This window comes from Viscerimonas tarda, assembly GCF_054601255.1.
Genome location: NZ_BAAHWV010000047.1, coordinates 1 through 18,636 on the forward strand (window position 1 = coordinate 1; position 18,636 = coordinate 18,636).

The window sequence follows — 18,636 nt, forward strand, 5'->3', positions numbered from 1 at the left end:
ATCCGACAGAATGGTTGACCGATGTCCTGAATCGTATCAATGAACACAAAGTAAACGAACTAGCCGATTTGCTCCCTATGAACTGGGCGGAAAAAAATCCGCAAGGGTAGATTGCCGAATGCTTACTTTGTATCCGATTTTTCAGGGGTTGTCATTTTTCTAAATTCTTTGTAAACACCCCTAATACAAGCCATTATCAAATTATATCTTTCTGCAATAAAATGTATATTCAAAAATATAATATCGGCTTCTTTCTCGTTTATTGTTCCGGCTTTAACGCATTCATTTAGCCCACTATATTGCTCTTTTAGTGCGTTTATATCTGTTTCATAACCGCAATTCACATCATCAAATTTCACAAGCATAACATCTAAATATTTAGGTATGCTTTCCAAATTTGGGCAAACACCCCAAAATTCATTTTTTAAATCATTGGCGGTTACTAATGGATAATGTTTCATTGCATAATATAGATTATCAATATTGTTTATATTGATTTTGTTCTTGAATAGAAACGTTTCCAATCCCTCCTTATCGGCATCTATCGGCATTGATATTTCACAAAACGGCATTAGTCTATAATCAAGCATAGTTTTCACACGTTCTTGATAGTCTAAAATCTTATTTTTATCAAAATACCCTGTATCAGAGTAATGCAAGGGACTGAAAACAATTTGTGCTTCACTCAACATCCTGATACAACTATCTGTTTTTGGTGTCGTGTTCATAATGAATTTTTGTAATATTCTTTTTTGTACCAATTATTACCACCGTATTCAACACCCAATTTATCTACAAATAGATAATCATTCAACCATATATCAAAAACAGTTGCTTTATTGCTTTCTGTCGGCTTTTCATCCTCTTTTCCTCTTAATACTTTTCTTGTACATAAAAATTAAAATGATTGTGCCAATAAGCGTTTGTTTCCCGATTAAAAAGAGTTTCAAACGCCGATTCATAAAACCAAAACATTTTAGAATTTTGCAGTCTTCTTGCTTCATTCTCTGATAAATTGTATTCATATTTCATACATTCCGGCGGTGGCAAATTGGACTTGTCAATTTCAGCTTTGTTCAGCAATTTTTCAAAGGGGTTTTCTTTTTCTCCTTTGAAATATCGGTACATACTATAATCTTTCATACTCATCATCTTCTGTTTCGTCATCGGCTATTCCAAATTCAGAGTTATAACGGTCAATAATCGGTTGCATAGCCGCCACACGCCGCCGGTATTCTTCTGGGTCGTTCCGTTCAAGGTCGCGCCACTTTTGGCGGGCTTTGTCCATTTGTTTTTTTAATCCCGCTGCCCAATCTCTAACTTCGTTGTATTTGTTTTGTAACTCTATATTTGTTTCATCAAAAACAAAATCATCTTCTTTTTCTTTGGAAATGTAAAATAAAAATTCAGTCGTTCCATCTCCGTTTTCAAAAACAAAACGATACTTGTATGACTGCATTTCTTCATCAAATCCAAATTTCTTGTATGATTTAAGTTTCATATCATTCTCTTTTAGTCATTTATACTTGGGATAAGATTCACCGCATCTTGTTTCTTTTTATCCAATACTTTGGCGTAAATTTGTGTCGTTTTTAGTTCCTTGTGTCCTAATAGTTTTGAAACGGTGTAAATTTCAGCCCCTAAATCCAACATCATTACTGCAAACGTATGTCGCCCGGCGTGAAAGGTTACATCTTTGGTTATTCCGGCTAACATACACCATCGGCGTAACTCTAATAAGGTTTGTGAATTGTATCTAAAACCTACAAACACCCTGTCTATGCTTTTTCTTGGTTCTCCTAAATAAATTTCCGCTTGTGGGTTTATATCCAAATATTCTTGATTGCCTGTTTTCTTTTGCTTGAACGTTATCCGGGTAAAATCGCCAAACTTTTGCACTTCACCCCAAACCATTTTTTCAATGTCGCTTTTTCTTAATCCGGTCAAGCAACTAAATAAAAAAGCACGTTTCAAAACCGGATATTTACAATCCGTTTTAGCTAATTTTTTGACCTCATCTAATGTTAGATAGGTTCTTTCCGTTTCCGCTTGCTTAAAGCCCTCAACACCCCGCAATGGATTAATAGGTACTATTCTATCATCAAAGGCTTGATTTATACAAGCTCTTAGTTTATTAAAGTATGATACTTTGGAGTTTTGAGATAGGGGTTTTGCTTCTGCTAAATCGTTGTTTTTTCTTTTGTAAGCATCTTTGGCAACGTTGTCCAAATAATCCTTAAAACCCTCTATCCAATCGGCTGTAATATCTTTAAACGTGGTTTTTTCTGAACAATATCGCTCTAAATGTTTTAAGCAACTATACCAATTGCCCCAATTACCACGACTTTCTTTATCGCCGTGCCTATCTTCACACATCTTTCTATAATAATCCAAAAACGGAGTATCTATTTTGAATTGAGAAGTAAAACCGTATTCACCATTTTGTATCTCAATTTGCCGTTTTGCTTTAATGGCTTGCGCTGTGGCTAATGTTTGTTTGTTTTGCTCCTTTTCTATTGGGGTTGTGGCTTTAATTAAATAGAGTTTCAAAAACTCATAAGTCCGCTTGCCATCCCGATAAATATCAAGATATAGGCTTTTATTGCCGTTAGTCAAATCCTTTTCTCTAAGTCTTACCGGTTCTTTTTGCGCCTTTGATTGGGGTTTTTGTTTAACTGCTTTCATAAACAGATTTGTTACTTTTGTTACTGTGATGCTAACGAGTAACAAAGTAACAACAAAAAAGTAACAAAAACAAGCCAAACAAAAGAAAAGATAGCAAACATCAATCAAATGTCTGCTATCTCATCAAATTACTGTAATACAATACTTATATTGTCTTTTTCTTGCCTGTTTTTTGGCACTTGTTTTCTGTTTGAAAATAGGGCTTCACTTTCCCACACAAAACTTCCCAAATATATTCCCCAATATTTCGTCGGTGGATATTTGTCCGGTGATTTCGCCCAGGTAGTGCATACATTCGCGGATGTCTTGCGACAGGAAATCGCCTGAGATGTTGTTGTTTAGACCTTCGGATACGCGCTGTATGGCTTGCAGGGCTTTTTGCAGGGCTTCGTAGTGGCGGATGTTGGTTACAATTATGTTTTGTTCGCCTATTTCGGGGATATTGGCGGCTTCTACCAGCAACTGCTCCAGTTGAGCTGTGTTTTGGTCATACTTGGCCGAAATAAATACGCGGTTATCTATCTCATCTTTAAGCAGCAGCTTCTTTCTTTCCTGCCGGTCGGACGAAATGGAGTCGGTTTTATTGAATACGAGTATCAGTTTTTTGCCTGCTGCTTTAGGCAGAATCTTTTTTGCCAGTTCCAGGATATGTTCATCGGAGGCCTGAATGTCCACGAGCCACAGGATGATGTCGGCCTGTTCCATTTTCTTGAACGTCCGCTCAATGCCAATCGTTTCGATCTGGTCGAGGGTATCCCTTATGCCTGCCGTATCCACCAGCCGGAACGTTATGCCCCCAATGACTATCGTATCTTCTATTGCATCGCGGGTTGTGCCGTGGATGTCGGAAACAATGGCTTTGTCTTCGTGCAACAATACATTCAGCAAGGTCGATTTTCCGGCGTTAGTTTCACCGATAATGGCTACGGGAATTCCGGTTTTCAGGACATTGCCCACCGAAAAAGAATCGGCCAGCCCTTTTATCAGGCTTTCGATGCGTTCTACCGCTTGATGCAGGTTGTCGCGGTTGGCAAATTCTACGTCTTCTTCCGAAAAATCCAGTTCCAGTTCTATTAGCGACGCAAAATTCAGCAAATCGGTGCGCAATTCTACCAGTTTGTTGCTGAATCCGCCTCTCATCTGGTTCATTGCCAGGCGATGTGTTGCCGCCGAAGTAGATGCGATGAGGTCGGCCACCGATTCGGCCTGCGACAAATCCATTTTACCGTTCAGGAACGCCCGTTGCGTAAATTCACCGGCGCGGGCCAGCCTCGCTCCCTGCTGTATAAGTAGTTGAAGCACATTTTGTTGTATATAAAGCGAACCATGACAGGAGATTTCCACGCTATCCTCGCCCGTAAACGAATGCGGGGCGCGGAACAGGCTGACCAGCGCCTCGTCGAGTGTAGTCCCTGCCGAACAAATACGGCCAAAATGAATGGTGTTGGCCGGTTGATTCTCCAGTTTTTTCCCCGCCGACGATACAAAAACCTTATCGACAAGGGCAATAGCGCCTTTTCCCGACAGGCGCACGACGGCAATTCCCCCTACCCCCGCAGGCGTAGATATGGCAGCAATAATATCCGAATGTTGCATAATGTGATGAATAACATTAGTTGCAAAGGTACGAGTTTTTATTTTTCAATTTGCTGAAAAATAATTTTATGTGTGGGAGAGTAGGTAGAAGTAGCCAAGTGGCTCTGTGTAATTAACTTATTTTCTTGCAAAAGATTTTGTCAGTTCAGAAACTTGCTATACCTTTAACGGTACAAAGATACAAAATTATCGCTTACTTACCAAATTTTTTATTGATTTTCTTAAACGGAACTCAGGTTAGTACTACTGTTACGGATGGGATTCCTCCCTTTGGTCGGAATGACTCGCCTGTTAGTGGTTTAAGGGATGAGGAAGTGGCGGCGAAGCCGCCACTTCCTCATCCCCTCTCCCAAAAAGGAGACCGTCATTGGTACCAAAGGGAGGAATCTTCTGCTCATATCAGAAACTTTACCGAAAGATATATAAGCAGTAAAATTCTGGCTACTATTTTGCTAAATATTTTATTTGCCGGTTACTCCAGCAAATAATCCCTCTACCCGCCAACAAACTCCTCCGGCAAATTAACCAGATACAGTTTCTGCGAGGCGCGTGTGAAGGCGGTGTATAGCCAGCGGTAGAAATTGGCGCCCAGATGTTCTTCGGTGATGTAGCCAATGTCCAGAAACACATTTTTCCATTCGCCGCCCTGTGCTTTGTGGCAGGTGATGGCATAGCCGTATTTCACCTGAACGGCATTGTAAAAGGGGTCGGTTTTCAGTTTCCGCATTTTTCCGGCCTTAGTCGTAATGTCGGCGTAATCTTCCAGAATATTGAAAAACAACTCGTCTGATTTTTCTTTTGTCAATCCTGCCACATCGCTGTGGAGCGTATCGAGCAGTATTTTCACTTCCAGCTCAATGTCGTAATCGGGATGCTTTACGAGGACATCGCAAAACCGGAAGCCGTAGAGTTCGATTGTTTTCCTCACCCGCAGCACTTCCAGCAGCTCGCCGTTGGCCAGAAAATCGAGTTGTTCAATTTTTTCCGTCCAATAGTAGTTGTTTTTTGTTACCATCAGCATATCGCCGCCCGACAGTTCTTCTTCGCGATACAAAATCCGGTTGCGGATGCCGTTGTTGTAAATGGTGGAACGCTTGTTGGAGCGGGAAATAACAATGGTGTCTTCCATCCCTACCCTGTCGTACGAAGTGGTTATTTCGTCTATCAGTTCCTCGCCCGACAGATTTATGATGTCGGCAAAGCCTTTGAATTTTATTTTCGGGAAAACATCCGTCTGGTTTCCGGCAAGCGCCTTCCGCATTTGCGTGGCATTGAATAAAATACCCGAATCCTCGGCTTGGCGTACAATCTGGGTCATGGTCTCTTCCTGAACTTCCAATCCAAGGCCTTGCAAAACAGCAGTTTGAAGAGCGGGACTGTATTCCTGTCCCACGGGTGGAAGCTGAGCCGAATCGCCAATGAGCATCAAGCGGCAATTTTCGCCCGAATACACATAGTGAATCAAATCGTCGAGCAACCTGCCCGAACCGAACATGGACGAATCGAGGCCGTCGTTGCTAATCATCGAGGCTTCGTCAACAATAAAGAGGGTATCTTTGTGCAGGTTGTCGATGGGTGCAAAACCCGACTGCTCGTGCGAAAAACGCTGCTGACGGTATATTTTTTTGTGAATCGTAAAAGCCGGATGACTGGAATAGCCGGAAAATACTTTGGCGGCTCGTCCGGTGGGAGCCAGCAGAACCGTTTTCTGCTTAAATTCGTCCATCGTCTTCACCAGTGCGCCGATAAGGGTCGATTTACCTGTTCCGGCATAGCCTTTCAGCAAAAACAGGCTGTCGGCATTTTTAGAAAAAAGAAATCCGCCGATGCGGGAAAGTACCGCTAACTGTCCGCTAGTGGGTTCAAATCCGAAATATTGCTTAACTTTCTCGATAAAAAAATCCTCAATCATTCTTTTTTCCTTTGTTTTTGGCTCATAAAAATAGTGTATAAAAATATCTTTTCTAAATTTGTATCCAAATAAAACGCAAATTATGTTTCTACCCGACAATATTGACTTGGGAAAACCCGAAAAATATGTTTTATCTATCCGCATCAAACCGGATGGGTTCTCGTTCTTGATTTATGACCCCAACGATAAGACTGTTTTTTGTTTTCAGGAAACGGAATTCTCGAAAGAAATAAGTCTGTTGAATAACATCCAGCGCATTATTTTCGATTTCAATTTCTTGACGGAGAATTACCGGCAAACGAATGTTGTTTTTGCCTATCCCGATTACGAACTCTTGCCCGGCGCTTTTTACGAGAAACAGCATGTAAAAACCTTTTACGACTTTACGCACGGTAAAGATACGGATTATATACTTACCAGCGAATACCCGATAGAGGGCTGTAAACTCATCTTCGGCATCGACGACGAACTTCGCCTATTCCTGAAGAGAAGCCTCTGCAATCCTTCCTTTTTTCATCATAACGGATTGCAGATTAATTATTTCAGAGAAAAAGCAGCTCCTTTTAATGGAAACACCATGTCGGTTTATTTTCATGAAGACTTTGTTGACCTGAATTGTTTTGATGCCGGCAACAATATTCTTTTTGCACACACTTATTATAAGGAGCATCATCAGGATATTATTTTCTACCTGCTCAGTATATGGGAGAAATCGAGCTTCAATCAGCTGGACGACCAACTGATTGTGTTCGGCTATTACCCCGACAGTCAGATTGAAGAAACGCTGAAAAACTACATAAAATCTATCAAAAACATCGGATTGTATGATCCGCTGGTCGATTTTGGCGAAAAGGTACAGCATATACCCCTCGATTTATTAATTTTGACCAAATGAGAATTATCAGCGGAAAATACAAGGGCAGGCGATTCGATCTTCCTAAAACATTCAAGGCGCGTCCCACAACCGATTTTGCAAAAGAAAATTTGTTTAACGTGCTGAATAACCTGATTGACTGGGAAGAGAAACACGCCCTCGATTTGTTTGGCGGAACAGGCAGCATCAGCCTCGAGTTTGTTTCGCGCGGTTGTTCGCGGGTGATGTGCGTCGAAAAAGATCCGCTCAATTATGCTTTTATCGGAAAAATGAAAGCCGGGTTGAAAGCCAATGAACTGACCGTTTACAATTCGGATGTATTCAGGTATGTGGAGTTTTGCAAAGAAAAGTTTGATATTATATTTGCCGATCCGCCATACGACCTCAAATTCTTGGCCGATGTTCCGCGCTTGGTCATCGAAAAAGGATTGCTTAACAAAGGCGGGATTTTTGTGATGGAGCATTCCAAGAACAATAATTTTTCAGACCTTCCGTTATTCAGGGAGAAGAGAAACTATGGAAACGTGAATTTTAGTATCTTTATAAACGAGGAATGATATCAATCTGTATCCCGATATACAATGGCGATGTGAGAAAACTTGTGCATGAATTAACCGTTCAGGCCACGAAACTTGCCGTTGACTACGAAGTATTGCTTTATGACGATAAGTCGGATGGGCACTATAAGGAAATAAATTCCGGTTTATCTACGCTTCCAAATATCCGCTACAAGGAACTCTCCAAAAATATCGGACGTTCGGCCATTCGTAACTTATTGGCCAAGGATGCGCGATTCAGGTATTTGATATTCATTGATTGCGATGCCCTTGTCTGCACGCCCGATTTTCTGCAAAAATACCAGCCTTATTGTCATCCGGGCATTGTTTGTTACGGCGGAATAAAAAATTATGACGAATGCCCCGCTCCCGAATATTATTTGAATTGGCGTTATGGCATTTCACGCGAAGAAGAAAGCGCAGAAATCAGGGCTTTAACGCCGAATAAAAATTTTCATACCTTCAACTTTCTCATTGATAAAGAAATATTCGAGAAAAATTTTTTTGATGAAAATCTGAAAGGTTATGGGCACGAAGATACCTTATTCGGAATAAACCTTACGGAACACAATATAGAGATAGTGCATATTAATAATCCCTTGCTGCATACCGGACTTGATTCGCTGGATATTTTTATGCAAAAAACCGAACATAGCATTCGGAATCTGGTAGAGATACAAGCCCGGATAGGCCACAAACACGATTTTACGTCCGAAGTAAGATTATTGGCTGCGGAACAAAAAATAGCATTCTGGAAGCTATCATTTCCCCTGTCCGTTTTCTACAAAGCAGGACGAAAATTGATGCTCAAAGATTTACGCGGGAAAAAGCCCCACCTGTTTATTCTCGATCTTTATAAATTGGGCTACTTGTGCAACTTGAGACGAGAGTTGCAGAAAAAATAAGATTTTACGTTCCCCTGCAGGGCAAACGCATGAAAAAATTTGGCGCCACTGTTACGAATGAGATTCCTCTCTTTGGTCGGAATGACTCGCCTATTAGAGGTTTAAGGGATGAGGAAGCGGCGGCGAAGCCGCCGCTTCCTCATCCTCTCTCCCAAAAAGGAGACAGTCATTCCGACCAAAGGGAGGGATCTCCTGCTCATATCAGTAACTTTACCGAAAGGCATAAGCCGTAAAATTTTTCATGCGTTCGCCCTTGCGTTCCCCCTGTCTCTCATAAAGTCAATATCATCTTGTTTTCCTCAGCCAGCTTTCGCATGTTCAGAATGGCATACCGCATCCTGCCGAGGGCTGTATTGATGCTGACGCCTGTTATTTCCGATATTTCTTTGAAACTTAAATCCTGATAATAGCGCATTTCAAGCACTTTGCGTTGATTTTCGGGCAATTGTTTGATCAACTTCTGAACATCGGTCATAATTTGGTCTTGCACAAGTATATCTTCTATTGTGCTTTCGCAAAACGAAGCATTGTTGAGCAAATCGCCTGCAATGTTGTCGTTGGAAATCGTATTTTCGTTCTTTTTCTGCCTGAAATGGTCAATAATCAGGTTGTGGGCTATTCGGGTAATCCATGCCCTGAACTTTCCGGTTTCGGTATAACGCCCTTGCTGTATCATCACAATAGCCTTAATAAAGGTCTCCTGAAAGATGTCCTCTGTCAGTTCTTTATTCTTGACTATGAAGTATATATAATTAAAAAGATTGCTGTTATGGCGTTCGAGCAAACAGTCAAAAGCTGCGCTGTTACCTTCGTAATAAGAAACAACTAATTCTTCATCAGTCATTTTTTTCAATATATCCATTACCTTTTATTTATAGTTAGAGTGTAATGTTATATCCTATAGGCAAGATGTTATTAAAGTTTATAATCATGTTAAGTATGCAAATAAATGGTTTTTTTCGCAGATATGCAATTTTTTTACTGTTAAATCGTTGCAAAAGCATAAAAAAGGCGGTTACTGCGTAAAATTGAGAGTTGAGAATGGAGAATTGAGAATTAAAAAACCAGACGGGGCTGTCTCATAAGCCTTATTTCCAAGCTTGTCATTGCGGAATCCGACTCGCAATCTCCTGACAATCACAGCACATTTACTCGGGAGATTGACTCAGGTCGATTTACGCTACGCTCCAATTCCGCATCAAGTGCGGAATGACAGACTTTTGACACAACCCCCTACCTTGAACTTTGAACTTTAAACCTTGAATTTTGAACTTTAAACCTATTTTTTGCTAACTTTGTTTTTTCAATCTTAGCAAAAAGGTATGAGAACAATTAAGATAGTATTGATTCTGTTCGCTGTTTTGTTTTGCTGTAAGCTTACGGCATCACCGGTCGCCTGGCAAATGGGGTTGGTGGACAAAGGCAATGGCGAAATAGAATTGCAGTGTCGTGCGCAGATTGATCCGGGCTGGCATTTATACGACACTGATATAGCCGAAGGAGGCCCTTTCGCAACAGAACTGACGATTGACGAACTGAAAGGGGCAAAGGTTACCGGTGGCTTCAAAGCCATCAACTCGGATCTGCATAAGGAGTTTGACAAAATATTCGGCATGGATGTCGGGTATTACGACAAGCAGGCGACGTTTGCTCAACGATTTAAGATTACCGATAAAGCGGGCTTTTCGCTGAAAGGCGACGTGCGTGCGCAGGCCTGTAACGACAAGGAGTGCACCCCTCCACTACCCGTTGATTTCAGTTTTTCGGCATCGGATTTGCCCGCATCGCTGACTATTCCGGCCAGCAATACGGTAACCTCTCCCCAAAAAGAAAATCCGGTTGAAGTCCTTCCTGTTGTGGATACAACCACACAAATTACAACTATTCGGGCAACAAATATTGACTTGTGGAAGCCTGTTATGGAGGAACTAAAAGCTTACGCCGGGGAAGAGAGCGTTGTGGATATGTCCTTGCTCGTTATTTTCGGTCTCGGCTTTCTGGGTGGGTTAATCGCCTTGATTACCCCTTGCGTGTGGCCAATGATTCCGTTGACTGTCAGCTTTTTCCTGAAACGAAATAAACAGAAGAAATCGAAAGCCATCGGCGAAGCATTTACTTACGGCTTGGCTATCATTATCATATACCTGGCCTTGGGGCTATTGATTACTGCTTTGTTCGGCGCGAGTGCACTGAACGAAATGGCCAGTCATTATGCTTTCAATCTGCTGTTTTTTGCATTGCTGGTGGTGTTCGGCCTCTCGTTTCTCGGCGCATTTGAACTAACATTACCCTCATCGTGGACAACCATGCTCGACAGCAAAGCCGATACTTCCGGCGGATTTCCCGGTATTTTTTTCATGGCGTTTACCTTGGCGCTGGTCTCGTTTTCGTGTACCGGCCCCTTGATTGGCACCTTGTTGGTTGAAGCTGCCGGTACAGGTTCGGTAGTCGCTCCTGCTATTGGCATGGCCGGTTTTGCCTTGGGCATGGCCATTCCGTTTGGCATTTTTGCCGTATTTCCGGCGGCGCTCAACAGTTTGCCCAAATCGGGCGGCTGGCTCAATTCGGTGAAAGTCGTTCTGGGCTTCCTCGAACTGGCATTGGCCTTAAAGTTCTTATCGGCAGCCGATTTGGCCTACCATTGGCACATCCTCGACCGCGAAGTATTCCTCTCATTATGGATTGTCATTTTCGGTTTGCTGGGCTTCTACTTGTTGGGAAAAATAAAATTTGCACACGACAGCGAGGTAAAACACGTGTCGGCTGTCCGGTTGCTGCTGGCTGTCGCCCCCTTGAGTTTTGCCGTTTATTTAGTCCCCGGATTGTGGGGCGCCCCTCTGAAAATTACCGGTGCATTTGTTCCGCCGCTCTACACGCAGGATTTCAATTTATATAAGGACGAAGTTCGCGCCCAATTCGACGATTACGAAACCGGCATGGAATACGCCCGCAAAAATAACAAGCCGGTTTTCATCGACTTCTCGGGATATACCTGCACAAATTGCCGGAAAATGGAAGCGGCAGTATGGACCGACCCGCGCGTAAAAGACCTGCTGGAAAACGATTATGTACTTATCACGCTGATGGTGGACGATAAAACGAAACTGCCCGAAGTGACTGAGGTGGAAGAAAATGGGGCAAAAGTGAAGCTGAAAACCATCGGCGACAAATGGAGCTACCTCCAACGCCACAAATTCGGCACAAGTTCCCAGCCCTATTATGTAACCCTCGACTACTGGGGGAAACCCATTGGGGCATCTTATGCATACAACGAAAATGTGGATAAATACATTGCTTTTTTGAAAAAAGGATTGAACAATTATAAAAAATGAAGACCAAAGAACAAAAACTGGAGGCTTTCGGGCGATTACTCGACGTTATGGACGAGTTGCGGGTAAAATGCCCCTGGGACGCTAAACAGACCAACGAAAGTCTGCGCACAAACACTATCGAAGAGGTGTATGAGCTGTGCGAGGCGATTATAAAAAACGACAATCAGGAAATAAAAAAAGAACTGGGCGATGTTTTGCTCCACGTGGTGTTCTATGCAAAAATAGGGGAAGAAAACGAAAGCTTCGATATAGCCGATGTATGTTATTCGCTCTGCGATAAATTGATATTCCGCCATCCGCACGTGTTTGGCGATGACGTTGCCAATACAGCCGGAGAAGTGGAACGCTCGTGGGAGCAACTGAAATTGAAGGAAAAAGGCGGAAACAAAACCGTGCTCGAGGGCGTACCATCCTCCTTGCCGTCCATAGCCAAGGCGCATCGCATACAGGATAAGGCCCGCAATGCCGGATTCGATTGGGAACAGAAAGAAGATGTGTGGGAAAAAGTAGAAGAAGAATTCAAAGAACTTCGGGTAGAGATTGACAAATTGGATGCCAACCGGATGGAATCGGAATTTGGCGATTTGTTTTTCGCCCTCATCAATGCGGCGCGCCTCTACAAAGTTAATCCCGACAATGCACTTGAGCGCACCAATCAGCGTTTCATCAAGCGCTTCAATTATGTGGAGCAGGAAGCCGTAAAAGCAGGGAAAAAACTGAAAGAAATGAGTCTTGCCGAAATGGATGTACTTTGGAACGAAGCAAAGAAGAAAGGGTTATAAACAACTCAGTCTTAGAGGCTGTGTAGGGAAAAATTGAGCTTGTCATTGCGGGATACGACCCACAATCTACTGATAATCAAATGATTTTATATTGTCAGGAGATTCCGCATCAAGTGCAGAATGACAGGTTTTTTTGGGGGGGAGATAAAAATTAGAATAAAATACATTTTAAAACACAAATAAAATGACTAAATCAATCGTTGTCGCTATTGACGAAAACCATGCAATCGGCAAAGCTAACAAGTTGCTCTGCCACCTGTCGAACGATTTAAAGAATTTCAAGACCATCACGCAAGGACATACAGTGATAATGGGGCGAAAAACTTTTGAGTCGTTGCCAAACGGTGCGTTGCCCAAACGCCGGAATATTGTCATCACCCGCAACAAATCGCTCCAGATAGAAGGGGTAGAAGTACTTACTTCGCTGGAGGATGCATTCGATGCCTGCAAAGATGACCGTGAAGTATTCGTTATCGGAGGCGGCTCGGTTTACAGGGATGTATTCCCTGTGGCCGACAAGCTATACGTTACCATCATTCATCACAAGTTTGAAGATGTTGACACCCATTTCCCCGTTATCGAGCCCTCCGAATGGGAGGAAGTAACCGAGGACAACCATGGGGCAGACGAAAAAAATGAATACGCTCACACTTTTATACTGTATAAGCGGAGAAGCGGAAAATAATTAGCTAATTTACTCATTTGCTCATTAGCCAATTGTTTTTTTTTGTAAGTTTGCGGCAATGAAAAAAAGCTTGTATCTCCTGCTTATATTAATCGCTACGTTTTTACCCGGAATAAAAGCGCAAGAGCCTGTATTTATACCCGATACGGATAGTATTGATATTGTAAGCGACCAAATTCCCATCATCAGGAATGACTCGGCTTCGGTATCGCGGCGTGTGGCGAAAAGAGATTCAATCCCTTTACCCGACATGTATGCCTGGAAAATAGACCCGCGTTCGGGCGACCGCATTTATGTAAATCTGGACGATTCGCTGTTGAATTTTCACCGGCAAAGCCTGATGGACGGGCAAAGTCTTGCCATGTCTTACTTGGGCAACCTGGGATCGCCTGCACAATCGAAACTGTTTTTCGACAGGGAGGAGGGCTCGTTGTTCCCTTTCCTCGATGCATTTGGGTATTACCAACGGACGGCTGCAAAACAGCGCTTTCTGAATACAAAAATTCCGTACTCCAATATTTTTTACCAAACGGCAGGGAGTAAAATAAACAGCGAAGAACGCTTCAATGCGCAACTGTCCTCCAACTTCGGAAAAAAGCTGAACATCGGTTTCGATTTGGATTACGTTTATTCGCGGGGATTTTACTCGTATTTGGCCAATAAGCAAATTACCTACGATTTTTATGCCAGCTACGTTTCCGGCCGTTACCAGATGCACGCTTTTGCACGAAACAACAATTACAACAATTCCGAAAACGGAGGTATCCAAAACGACCAATATATCACCGACCCCAATGCCGTAAACGAATTCAAGGGCGACTCAAAGGAAATACCGGTAAACGTTTATCATCTGTGGAACAGGTTGAAAGGACGCCAGTTATTTATCAGCAACCGGTACAATCTGGGATATGAAGAGGGGGAAGAAAGCGATGAAAAAAAGGATTTTATTCCGGTCGCCAGCTTCACTCTGACTACGCAATACGAAGACCAGCAACGCCGTTTTGCATCACGAGACGAAAGGGCTATTAACCAAAACTATACCGAAACAGATATTTTCCTGGGATACAACGAACTCGAAGACAGGCTCAATATATTCTACTCCAATGATATAGGGAACAATCCGGCAAGCGATCAAATGGCCTACTGGTCGCTCAAAAACACCTTTGCCATTTCGTTGAATGAAGGGTTCAAAGAATGGGTGAAATTTGGACTAACCGCATTTATCGAACAGGATTTCAGGAAGTTTTCCCTGCCGATGGTGGTGAGAACAACCGCAAACGGGCCGGAATTGATGCCAATGGTTGTTGACTTTAAAAATCAAAATTCAACAGTCATAGGAGGAATGTTGACCAAACAAAAAGGCCGTTTCCTGCGCTACAACCTGAAGGCCGACCTGGCCCTGCTGGGATCCGATATAGGCGAGTTCCGGTTGATGGGAGACGCCACCACCACCATAAAATTTGCGGGAAAAGATGCCTCGGTGAAACTCAGCGGATACATCAAAAACATAAGGCCCGAGTTTTTCCAGAACAACCTGAGAACCAAATACACTTACTGGAACAAAGACCTGAACGATACCCGAAGGGTTTTTGCAAGCGGCGAAATTACAATTCCCCAAACCGGCACAAAACTGACTGGAGCGATCGAAAATATACAAAACTTCATCTATTACGACCGGAACAAGACGATTGCACAGGAAAGCCAAAACCTTCAGGTAATAGCATTGCAGGCCGAACAAAGGCTGAAAGCCGGTATCTTCCACTGGGACAACCGGGTAGCTTATCAGATAAGCAGCGAGAAAGAAGCGCTTCCATTGCCTCAGCTAAGCGTTTACAGCAATATATATCTGCTGACAAAACTGGCCAAGGTGCTCACGCTTCAACTGGGCGTAGATGCCCAATTCCACACCAAATATTATGCATCGGGCTACGATCCGTCCTTGTTACAGTTTTATAATCAGCAAAATACAAAAACAGGCGGCTTTCCGCTATCGACAGCCTATTTGAATCTGCACCTGAAGAAGTCGCGCTTTTTTATCATGATGTATAATGTAGCCAAAGACATTGGCGAACCCAACTACTTCTCCCTCCCCCATTATCCGGTCAATCCCATGGTTATGAAAATGGGGATTTCCTGGGATTTTAGCGATTAAATACGACAAACATAAATATATTGCGGGCGTATTCGATACGCCCCCCTCTCCATCTGTCATTGCGGGCTCCGACCCGCAATGACAGATGGAGAGGGGGTGGCTTACCCCACAAAACCCCTTACAACCGATTGGCGGCGGGCTACGAACACATTTTCTTTGCAAATATCGCGGCGTATTTTGAAGATTGTTTCGCTGATGCGGCTTTGCGAAATGCTGGTTATCTTCGATAGTTCGGCGTAATTGATGGCCGGTTTCAGGCTGACATACATTTTGAATAACTCGAAATCGCGGACGGGATAATTGGTATAAACATAATTCAGGATGTCCGATTCGAGTTGCATCTTGGTGCGAATCAGTTCCGAATCGGAGTCGGAATCGTCTATGGTATCGAAACCATCTATTGAGGCCATAAATCCTTTCGAGAGGTTGATCGTTTCCTGCATGAAGTTAGTGAAAAACGCCCGGTGAAAGTAGGCTTTATAATCCAGGACAAGCAATCCGCCAAAAATAATTTTATCGTATATACGGAGAAAAGTTTCGTTGAGTATATCCTCGTCAAAGGTATCTTTCTGTATCAATTCGTGGCGGAGACGCGTATAATTCTCGCCGAACCAGTGCTTGAAATGGTCGGCCTTTGCCTGATTTTCGGCTGTAATCTCCTCTTTTCCTGTGATTTTAAGATACTTTTTGCCCTTGTTTTTTCCTGCTGTATTTCCTAATTTCATAATTATAGGTTTTTATGTGTGTTAATGATTTTCGTTACTTTCTTTACTTATATAGATAAATTTGATGTAGTGTATTTCAACTAGCTTATAATTAGTGTAAAAGCACAATTATAATGCATATACATTTCAGCCGCAAAAGTTAAATATCTCATAATAGTATAAATATTTTCACTATAATATTTGTACTATCAAATAATTGAGGTAAATTTGCAAACAGAAAATTACCGGAACAAAAATAGTGTATTTACACTACATAACAAAATATAAAGTCGTTAAAATTAGTGTATATACACTAATTTAGAATCGTTATAAACAATATGCAGACAGAAACAACTATCATTGAACGAATTAGAGAGATAATCCGCAACGAGAACATTTCGGTGGAAACATTCTCCAGAATAACAGGCATATCGAAATATACCCTGGATTCGATGTTTAAGAAAGAAACCAATCCCAGTTTCGATAACCTGAACAAGATAATAAACGCCTATACACAATATTCGCTCGATTGGCTGATAAAAGGCAAAGGAAACATGCTGAAAGCCGAAGCTTACGGAACGCCCGACAGCCCAACAAGCGCCGTCTCAGCGCCCGAAGAGCCGTATTTCATCCTGCGGGACAGCTTGCAGTACTCCGAAATGCCCAACGGGAAGTTTCATATACGCGTGCCGCTCGTCCCCATCAGGGCTTACGAAAAGCACCTGACAAAGCTCCACGACAGCGGTTTTTTGAACAAACTGGGCGCCGCCGATTTTATAGTCGATGAAATAAAGGCAGGACACTATTTTGCATTCGAAATCAAAGGCGACAGTATGGACGACGACAGCCGGCGAAGCATCTGCGACAAAGACATCGTTCTTGCCCGTGAACTGGAAGGGGAAAACTGGCACGGACAACTGCTCAACGACGAATATCCGTTCTGGATAATTGTATTGGACAAGGCCATTGTTTGCAAACAAATCGTTGAACACGACGAAGAACACGGCGAAATTGTATGCCACTCGCTAAACCCATCGCCCGAATACGCCGATTTTTGCCTGCCGCTGAGCAATGTGCGCCAACTGTGCAACATTGTCGCCAAGCAGTCGAATAGCTTCTGAGCGCTTCTTTAAGGCAGTTAGTTATACAATAAAATGCTTTTAAGCTTGTCCTTTTTCCGGTGGGTGAGGTTCAGCTCTTTTGTCATGTATTCTTCAACCGATCCGCTTTTCTTTTTCATACAATAAATAGCGTAGCGCAGTTGCGACACATCGGCTTTAAAAATCATCGTCATAGCTTCCTGCGTCTTTTCCGACAATTCTTCTTCGCCCTTAATCATGCGGAATTTGTCGATGCCTTCGTTCGAGAGCAGAAAATCTTCCTCCACAACATCGGTCGGAATATCAAGGGCTTTGAGCAGGAAATATGCGGCCAGACCGGTGCGGTCTTTTCCCAATTCGCAATGAAACAGAACAGGGTAGTTGCTCTCGTCGCACAACACATCAAAAAACCGGCTGTACTGCTGCGGATAATGCTCTATAATATCGCGGTAACAATCCTGCGTGTGGATGATGGCATCCCCTTTAAGGAACGAACCTTCGATAATCCGCCTTTTAATACCGGGGTTGAAACTACAGGCATTTATAGGTATATTTATGCGATTGACGGCAGCATAAGAATCGGAAATATTTTTCACCTGACTGGTATCCCTGAAATCTATAACTGTTTTGATATGAAGAGATTGGAGCGTATTATTATCGTTCCCGGTAATTCGCGCCAAAGTTCCCGACCGGTATATCTTTCCCCAGCGCACCTGGTGGTTGTCGCTCGTAAAATATCCCCCCAAGTCCCTCAAATTCTGAACACTATCCATTTCGAAACGCCTGTTGGTGATTATGCCCGAGGATGTTTTCCCAACCTTAAGCTTAAAGAAATTTCGAAAAGCGTCATCCTGAGACTCAATAATAGCCACATAATCGTTCAAGGGCTTGCGTACCAAGGGTTCTCTCGGAAACAGGCTGTCGTTATCCGAGCAAAATATATCTATTTGGGCATCATTCTTTTCGGGAAAAACCTCCCATTTAAGGATATAATCATTCATCCTGTCCTTCTCGCACGAGAAAGATATGCTTGTGTTATCCGAACAATTACAAAATAACAAAGTAGAAAAGATGCAACCAATAAGGCCTGATTTCAGAGTTTTGTCCATTGTTTAAAGTCTTTGATTCAAAGGTATATAAAAAATGGAACATGAATAATTAAAAATTAAAAACTAAAAATAAAAAGTGAAAAATAGGGGTAATATATGTTCGCCCGCCCGACACAAGAGAACGCAAATTACGCAGATTACGCAGATTTTCGCAAAGCAGCTTAGTCCTGCAGGGACGACACTTGGACACGCTATCAAGTGTCGCCCCATGCGGGGCTTAGGATACCGTGCTGTCCGTCAGGC

Annotated in this window: 20 protein-coding genes; 11 read left to right on the forward strand and 9 right to left on the reverse strand. The window is 42.7% G+C overall.

The window, feature by feature from the left end:
* A partial coding sequence (locus ACYPWY_RS14030; protein ID WP_459686193.1) for a transposase domain-containing protein occupies positions 1-110 on the forward strand: 110 nt, incomplete at its 5' end.
* 12 nt (positions 111-122) lie between these two features.
* On the opposite strand, the gene ACYPWY_RS14035 is transcribed toward ACYPWY_RS14030, so the two are convergent.
* The 5 genes from ACYPWY_RS14035 to mnmE form a co-directional block, all read right to left on the reverse strand.
* Positions 123-728 (reverse strand): hypothetical protein, encoded by a 606-nt coding sequence (locus ACYPWY_RS14035; RefSeq protein WP_459686174.1) that lies wholly within the window; start codon positions 726-728, stop codon positions 123-125.
* 145 nt (positions 729-873) lie between these two features.
* Entirely contained in the window at positions 874-1,143 is a 270-nt protein-coding gene (locus ACYPWY_RS14040) for a hypothetical protein (RefSeq protein ID WP_459686175.1), read from the reverse strand.
* Entirely contained in the window at positions 1,130-1,501 is a 372-nt protein-coding gene (locus tag ACYPWY_RS14045) for a hypothetical protein (RefSeq protein WP_459686176.1), read from the reverse strand. Before ACYPWY_RS14045 ends, ACYPWY_RS14040 begins: the two co-directional genes overlap by 14 nt.
* A gap of 11 nt (positions 1,502-1,512) precedes the next feature.
* Complete coding sequence (locus tag ACYPWY_RS14050; RefSeq protein ID WP_459686177.1) at positions 1,513-2,685, reverse strand: phage integrase SAM-like domain-containing protein; 1,173 nt, start codon at positions 2,683-2,685, stop codon at positions 1,513-1,515.
* Between the two features lie 204 nt (positions 2,686-2,889).
* Positions 2,890-4,281, reverse strand: coding sequence for a tRNA uridine-5-carboxymethylaminomethyl(34) synthesis GTPase MnmE (gene mnmE / locus ACYPWY_RS14055; protein ID WP_459686178.1), 1,392 nt, complete (start codon positions 4,279-4,281; stop codon positions 2,890-2,892).
* 212 nt (positions 4,282-4,493) lie between these two features.
* Here mnmE and ACYPWY_RS14060 point away from each other — a divergent pair, with 212 nt between their 5' ends.
* Entirely contained in the window at positions 4,494-4,769 is a 276-nt protein-coding gene (locus tag ACYPWY_RS14060) for a hypothetical protein (protein ID WP_459686179.1), read from the forward strand.
* A gap of 5 nt (positions 4,770-4,774) precedes the next feature.
* Here ACYPWY_RS14060 and ACYPWY_RS14065 read toward each other — a convergent pair whose 3' ends face one another.
* A complete protein-coding gene (locus tag ACYPWY_RS14065; RefSeq protein WP_459686180.1) occupies positions 4,775-6,193 on the reverse strand; it encodes an ATP-dependent DNA helicase in 1,419 nt (472 codons plus the stop codon).
* Positions 6,194-6,275: 82 nt separating this feature from the next.
* Between ACYPWY_RS14065 and ACYPWY_RS14070 the strand changes: the two genes are divergently transcribed.
* From ACYPWY_RS14070 to ACYPWY_RS14085, 4 genes are read left to right on the forward strand one after another with little or no spacing between them, the layout of a single operon-like run.
* A complete protein-coding gene (locus ACYPWY_RS14070) occupies positions 6,276-7,088 on the forward strand; it encodes a DUF3822 family protein (RefSeq protein ID WP_459686181.1) in 813 nt (270 codons plus the stop codon).
* Positions 7,085-7,624 (forward strand): RsmD family RNA methyltransferase, encoded by a 540-nt coding sequence (locus tag ACYPWY_RS14075; protein ID WP_459686182.1) that lies wholly within the window; start codon positions 7,085-7,087, stop codon positions 7,622-7,624. Before ACYPWY_RS14070 ends, ACYPWY_RS14075 begins: the two co-directional genes overlap by 4 nt.
* The gene (locus tag ACYPWY_RS14080; protein WP_459686183.1) at positions 7,621-8,529 is read left to right on the forward strand and encodes a glycosyltransferase family 2 protein; all 909 of its coding nucleotides are present in this window, start codon (positions 7,621-7,623) and stop codon (positions 8,527-8,529) included. Before ACYPWY_RS14075 ends, ACYPWY_RS14080 begins: the two co-directional genes overlap by 4 nt.
* 29 nt (positions 8,530-8,558) lie before the next feature.
* The gene (locus ACYPWY_RS14085) at positions 8,559-8,762 is read left to right on the forward strand and encodes a hypothetical protein (RefSeq protein WP_459686184.1); all 204 of its coding nucleotides are present in this window, start codon (positions 8,559-8,561) and stop codon (positions 8,760-8,762) included.
* Between the two features lie 38 nt (positions 8,763-8,800).
* Here the strand turns inward: ACYPWY_RS14085 and ACYPWY_RS14090 are convergent, their stop codons facing one another.
* Positions 8,801-9,391, reverse strand: a complete 591-nt coding sequence (locus tag ACYPWY_RS14090) for an RNA polymerase sigma factor (protein ID WP_459686185.1) — start codon at positions 9,389-9,391, stop codon at positions 8,801-8,803.
* 460 nt (positions 9,392-9,851) lie between these two features.
* Between ACYPWY_RS14090 and ACYPWY_RS14095 the strand changes: the two genes are divergently transcribed.
* From ACYPWY_RS14095 to ACYPWY_RS14110, 4 genes are all read left to right on the forward strand, one after another.
* A complete protein-coding gene (locus ACYPWY_RS14095) occupies positions 9,852-11,861 on the forward strand; it encodes a protein-disulfide reductase DsbD family protein (protein ID WP_459686186.1) in 2,010 nt (669 codons plus the stop codon).
* Complete coding sequence (gene mazG, locus ACYPWY_RS14100) at positions 11,858-12,643, forward strand: nucleoside triphosphate pyrophosphohydrolase (protein WP_459686187.1); 786 nt, start codon at positions 11,858-11,860, stop codon at positions 12,641-12,643. Before ACYPWY_RS14095 ends, mazG begins: the two co-directional genes overlap by 4 nt.
* A gap of 184 nt (positions 12,644-12,827) precedes the next feature.
* Positions 12,828-13,328 (forward strand): dihydrofolate reductase, encoded by a 501-nt coding sequence (locus ACYPWY_RS14105; protein WP_459686188.1) that lies wholly within the window; start codon positions 12,828-12,830, stop codon positions 13,326-13,328.
* 58 nt (positions 13,329-13,386) lie between these two features.
* Positions 13,387-15,480 (forward strand): putative porin, encoded by a 2,094-nt coding sequence (locus ACYPWY_RS14110; protein ID WP_459686189.1) that lies wholly within the window; start codon positions 13,387-13,389, stop codon positions 15,478-15,480.
* Positions 15,481-15,581: 101 nt separating this feature from the next.
* Here the strand turns inward: ACYPWY_RS14110 and ACYPWY_RS14115 are convergent, their stop codons facing one another.
* Positions 15,582-16,205 carry a hypothetical protein gene (locus tag ACYPWY_RS14115; RefSeq protein ID WP_459686190.1) on the reverse strand — a complete coding sequence of 208 codons (624 nt, stop codon included), beginning with the start codon at positions 16,203-16,205 and terminating at the stop codon, positions 15,582-15,584.
* Positions 16,206-16,522: 317 nt separating this feature from the next.
* On the opposite strand from ACYPWY_RS14115, the gene ACYPWY_RS14120 reads away from it, so the two are divergent.
* Positions 16,523-17,305, forward strand: a complete 783-nt coding sequence (locus ACYPWY_RS14120) for a helix-turn-helix domain-containing protein (RefSeq protein ID WP_459686191.1) — start codon at positions 16,523-16,525, stop codon at positions 17,303-17,305.
* A 17-nt stretch (positions 17,306-17,322) separates the two neighbouring features.
* On the opposite strand, the gene ACYPWY_RS14125 is transcribed toward ACYPWY_RS14120, so the two are convergent.
* Entirely contained in the window at positions 17,323-18,393 is a 1,071-nt protein-coding gene (locus ACYPWY_RS14125) for a tyrosine-protein phosphatase (RefSeq protein ID WP_459686192.1), read from the reverse strand.
* Positions 18,394-18,636 lie beyond the last annotated feature (243 nt).

Excerpts from the sequence above, each read along its gene's own strand:
- ACYPWY_RS14095 (WP_459686186.1), top strand. The coding sequence starts at position 9,852 with ATGAGAACAATTAAGATAGTATTGATTCTGTTCGCTGTTTTGTTTTGC.
- ACYPWY_RS14120 (WP_459686191.1), top strand. The coding sequence starts at position 16,523 with ATGCAGACAGAAACAACTATCATTGAACGAATTAGAGAGATAATCCGC.
- ACYPWY_RS14070 (WP_459686181.1), top strand. The coding sequence starts at position 6,276 with ATGTTTCTACCCGACAATATTGACTTGGGAAAACCCGAAAAATATGTT.
- mnmE (WP_459686178.1), bottom strand. The coding sequence starts at position 4,281 with ATGCAACATTCGGATATTATTGCTGCCATATCTACGCCTGCGGGGGTA.
- ACYPWY_RS14080 (WP_459686183.1), top strand. The coding sequence starts at position 7,621 with ATGATATCAATCTGTATCCCGATATACAATGGCGATGTGAGAAAACTT.
- ACYPWY_RS14115 (WP_459686190.1), bottom strand. The coding sequence starts at position 16,205 with ATGAAATTAGGAAATACAGCAGGAAAAAACAAGGGCAAAAAGTATCTT.
- ACYPWY_RS14045 (WP_459686176.1), bottom strand. The coding sequence starts at position 1,501 with ATGAAACTTAAATCATACAAGAAATTTGGATTTGATGAAGAAATGCAG.
- ACYPWY_RS14040 (WP_459686175.1), bottom strand. The coding sequence starts at position 1,143 with ATGAAAGATTATAGTATGTACCGATATTTCAAAGGAGAAAAAGAAAAC.
- ACYPWY_RS14065 (WP_459686180.1), bottom strand. The coding sequence starts at position 6,193 with ATGATTGAGGATTTTTTTATCGAGAAAGTTAAGCAATATTTCGGATTT.
- ACYPWY_RS14125 (WP_459686192.1), bottom strand. The coding sequence starts at position 18,393 with ATGGACAAAACTCTGAAATCAGGCCTTATTGGTTGCATCTTTTCTACT.
- ACYPWY_RS14085 (WP_459686184.1), top strand. The coding sequence starts at position 8,559 with ATGAAAAAATTTGGCGCCACTGTTACGAATGAGATTCCTCTCTTTGGT.
- ACYPWY_RS14090 (WP_459686185.1), bottom strand. The coding sequence starts at position 9,391 with ATGGATATATTGAAAAAAATGACTGATGAAGAATTAGTTGTTTCTTAT.
- ACYPWY_RS14050 (WP_459686177.1), bottom strand. The coding sequence starts at position 2,685 with ATGAAAGCAGTTAAACAAAAACCCCAATCAAAGGCGCAAAAAGAACCG.
- ACYPWY_RS14075 (WP_459686182.1), top strand. The coding sequence starts at position 7,085 with ATGAGAATTATCAGCGGAAAATACAAGGGCAGGCGATTCGATCTTCCT.
- mazG (WP_459686187.1), top strand. The coding sequence starts at position 11,858 with ATGAAGACCAAAGAACAAAAACTGGAGGCTTTCGGGCGATTACTCGAC.
- ACYPWY_RS14035 (WP_459686174.1), bottom strand. The coding sequence starts at position 728 with ATGAACACGACACCAAAAACAGATAGTTGTATCAGGATGTTGAGTGAA.
- ACYPWY_RS14110 (WP_459686189.1), top strand. The coding sequence starts at position 13,387 with ATGAAAAAAAGCTTGTATCTCCTGCTTATATTAATCGCTACGTTTTTA.
- ACYPWY_RS14105 (WP_459686188.1), top strand. The coding sequence starts at position 12,828 with ATGACTAAATCAATCGTTGTCGCTATTGACGAAAACCATGCAATCGGC.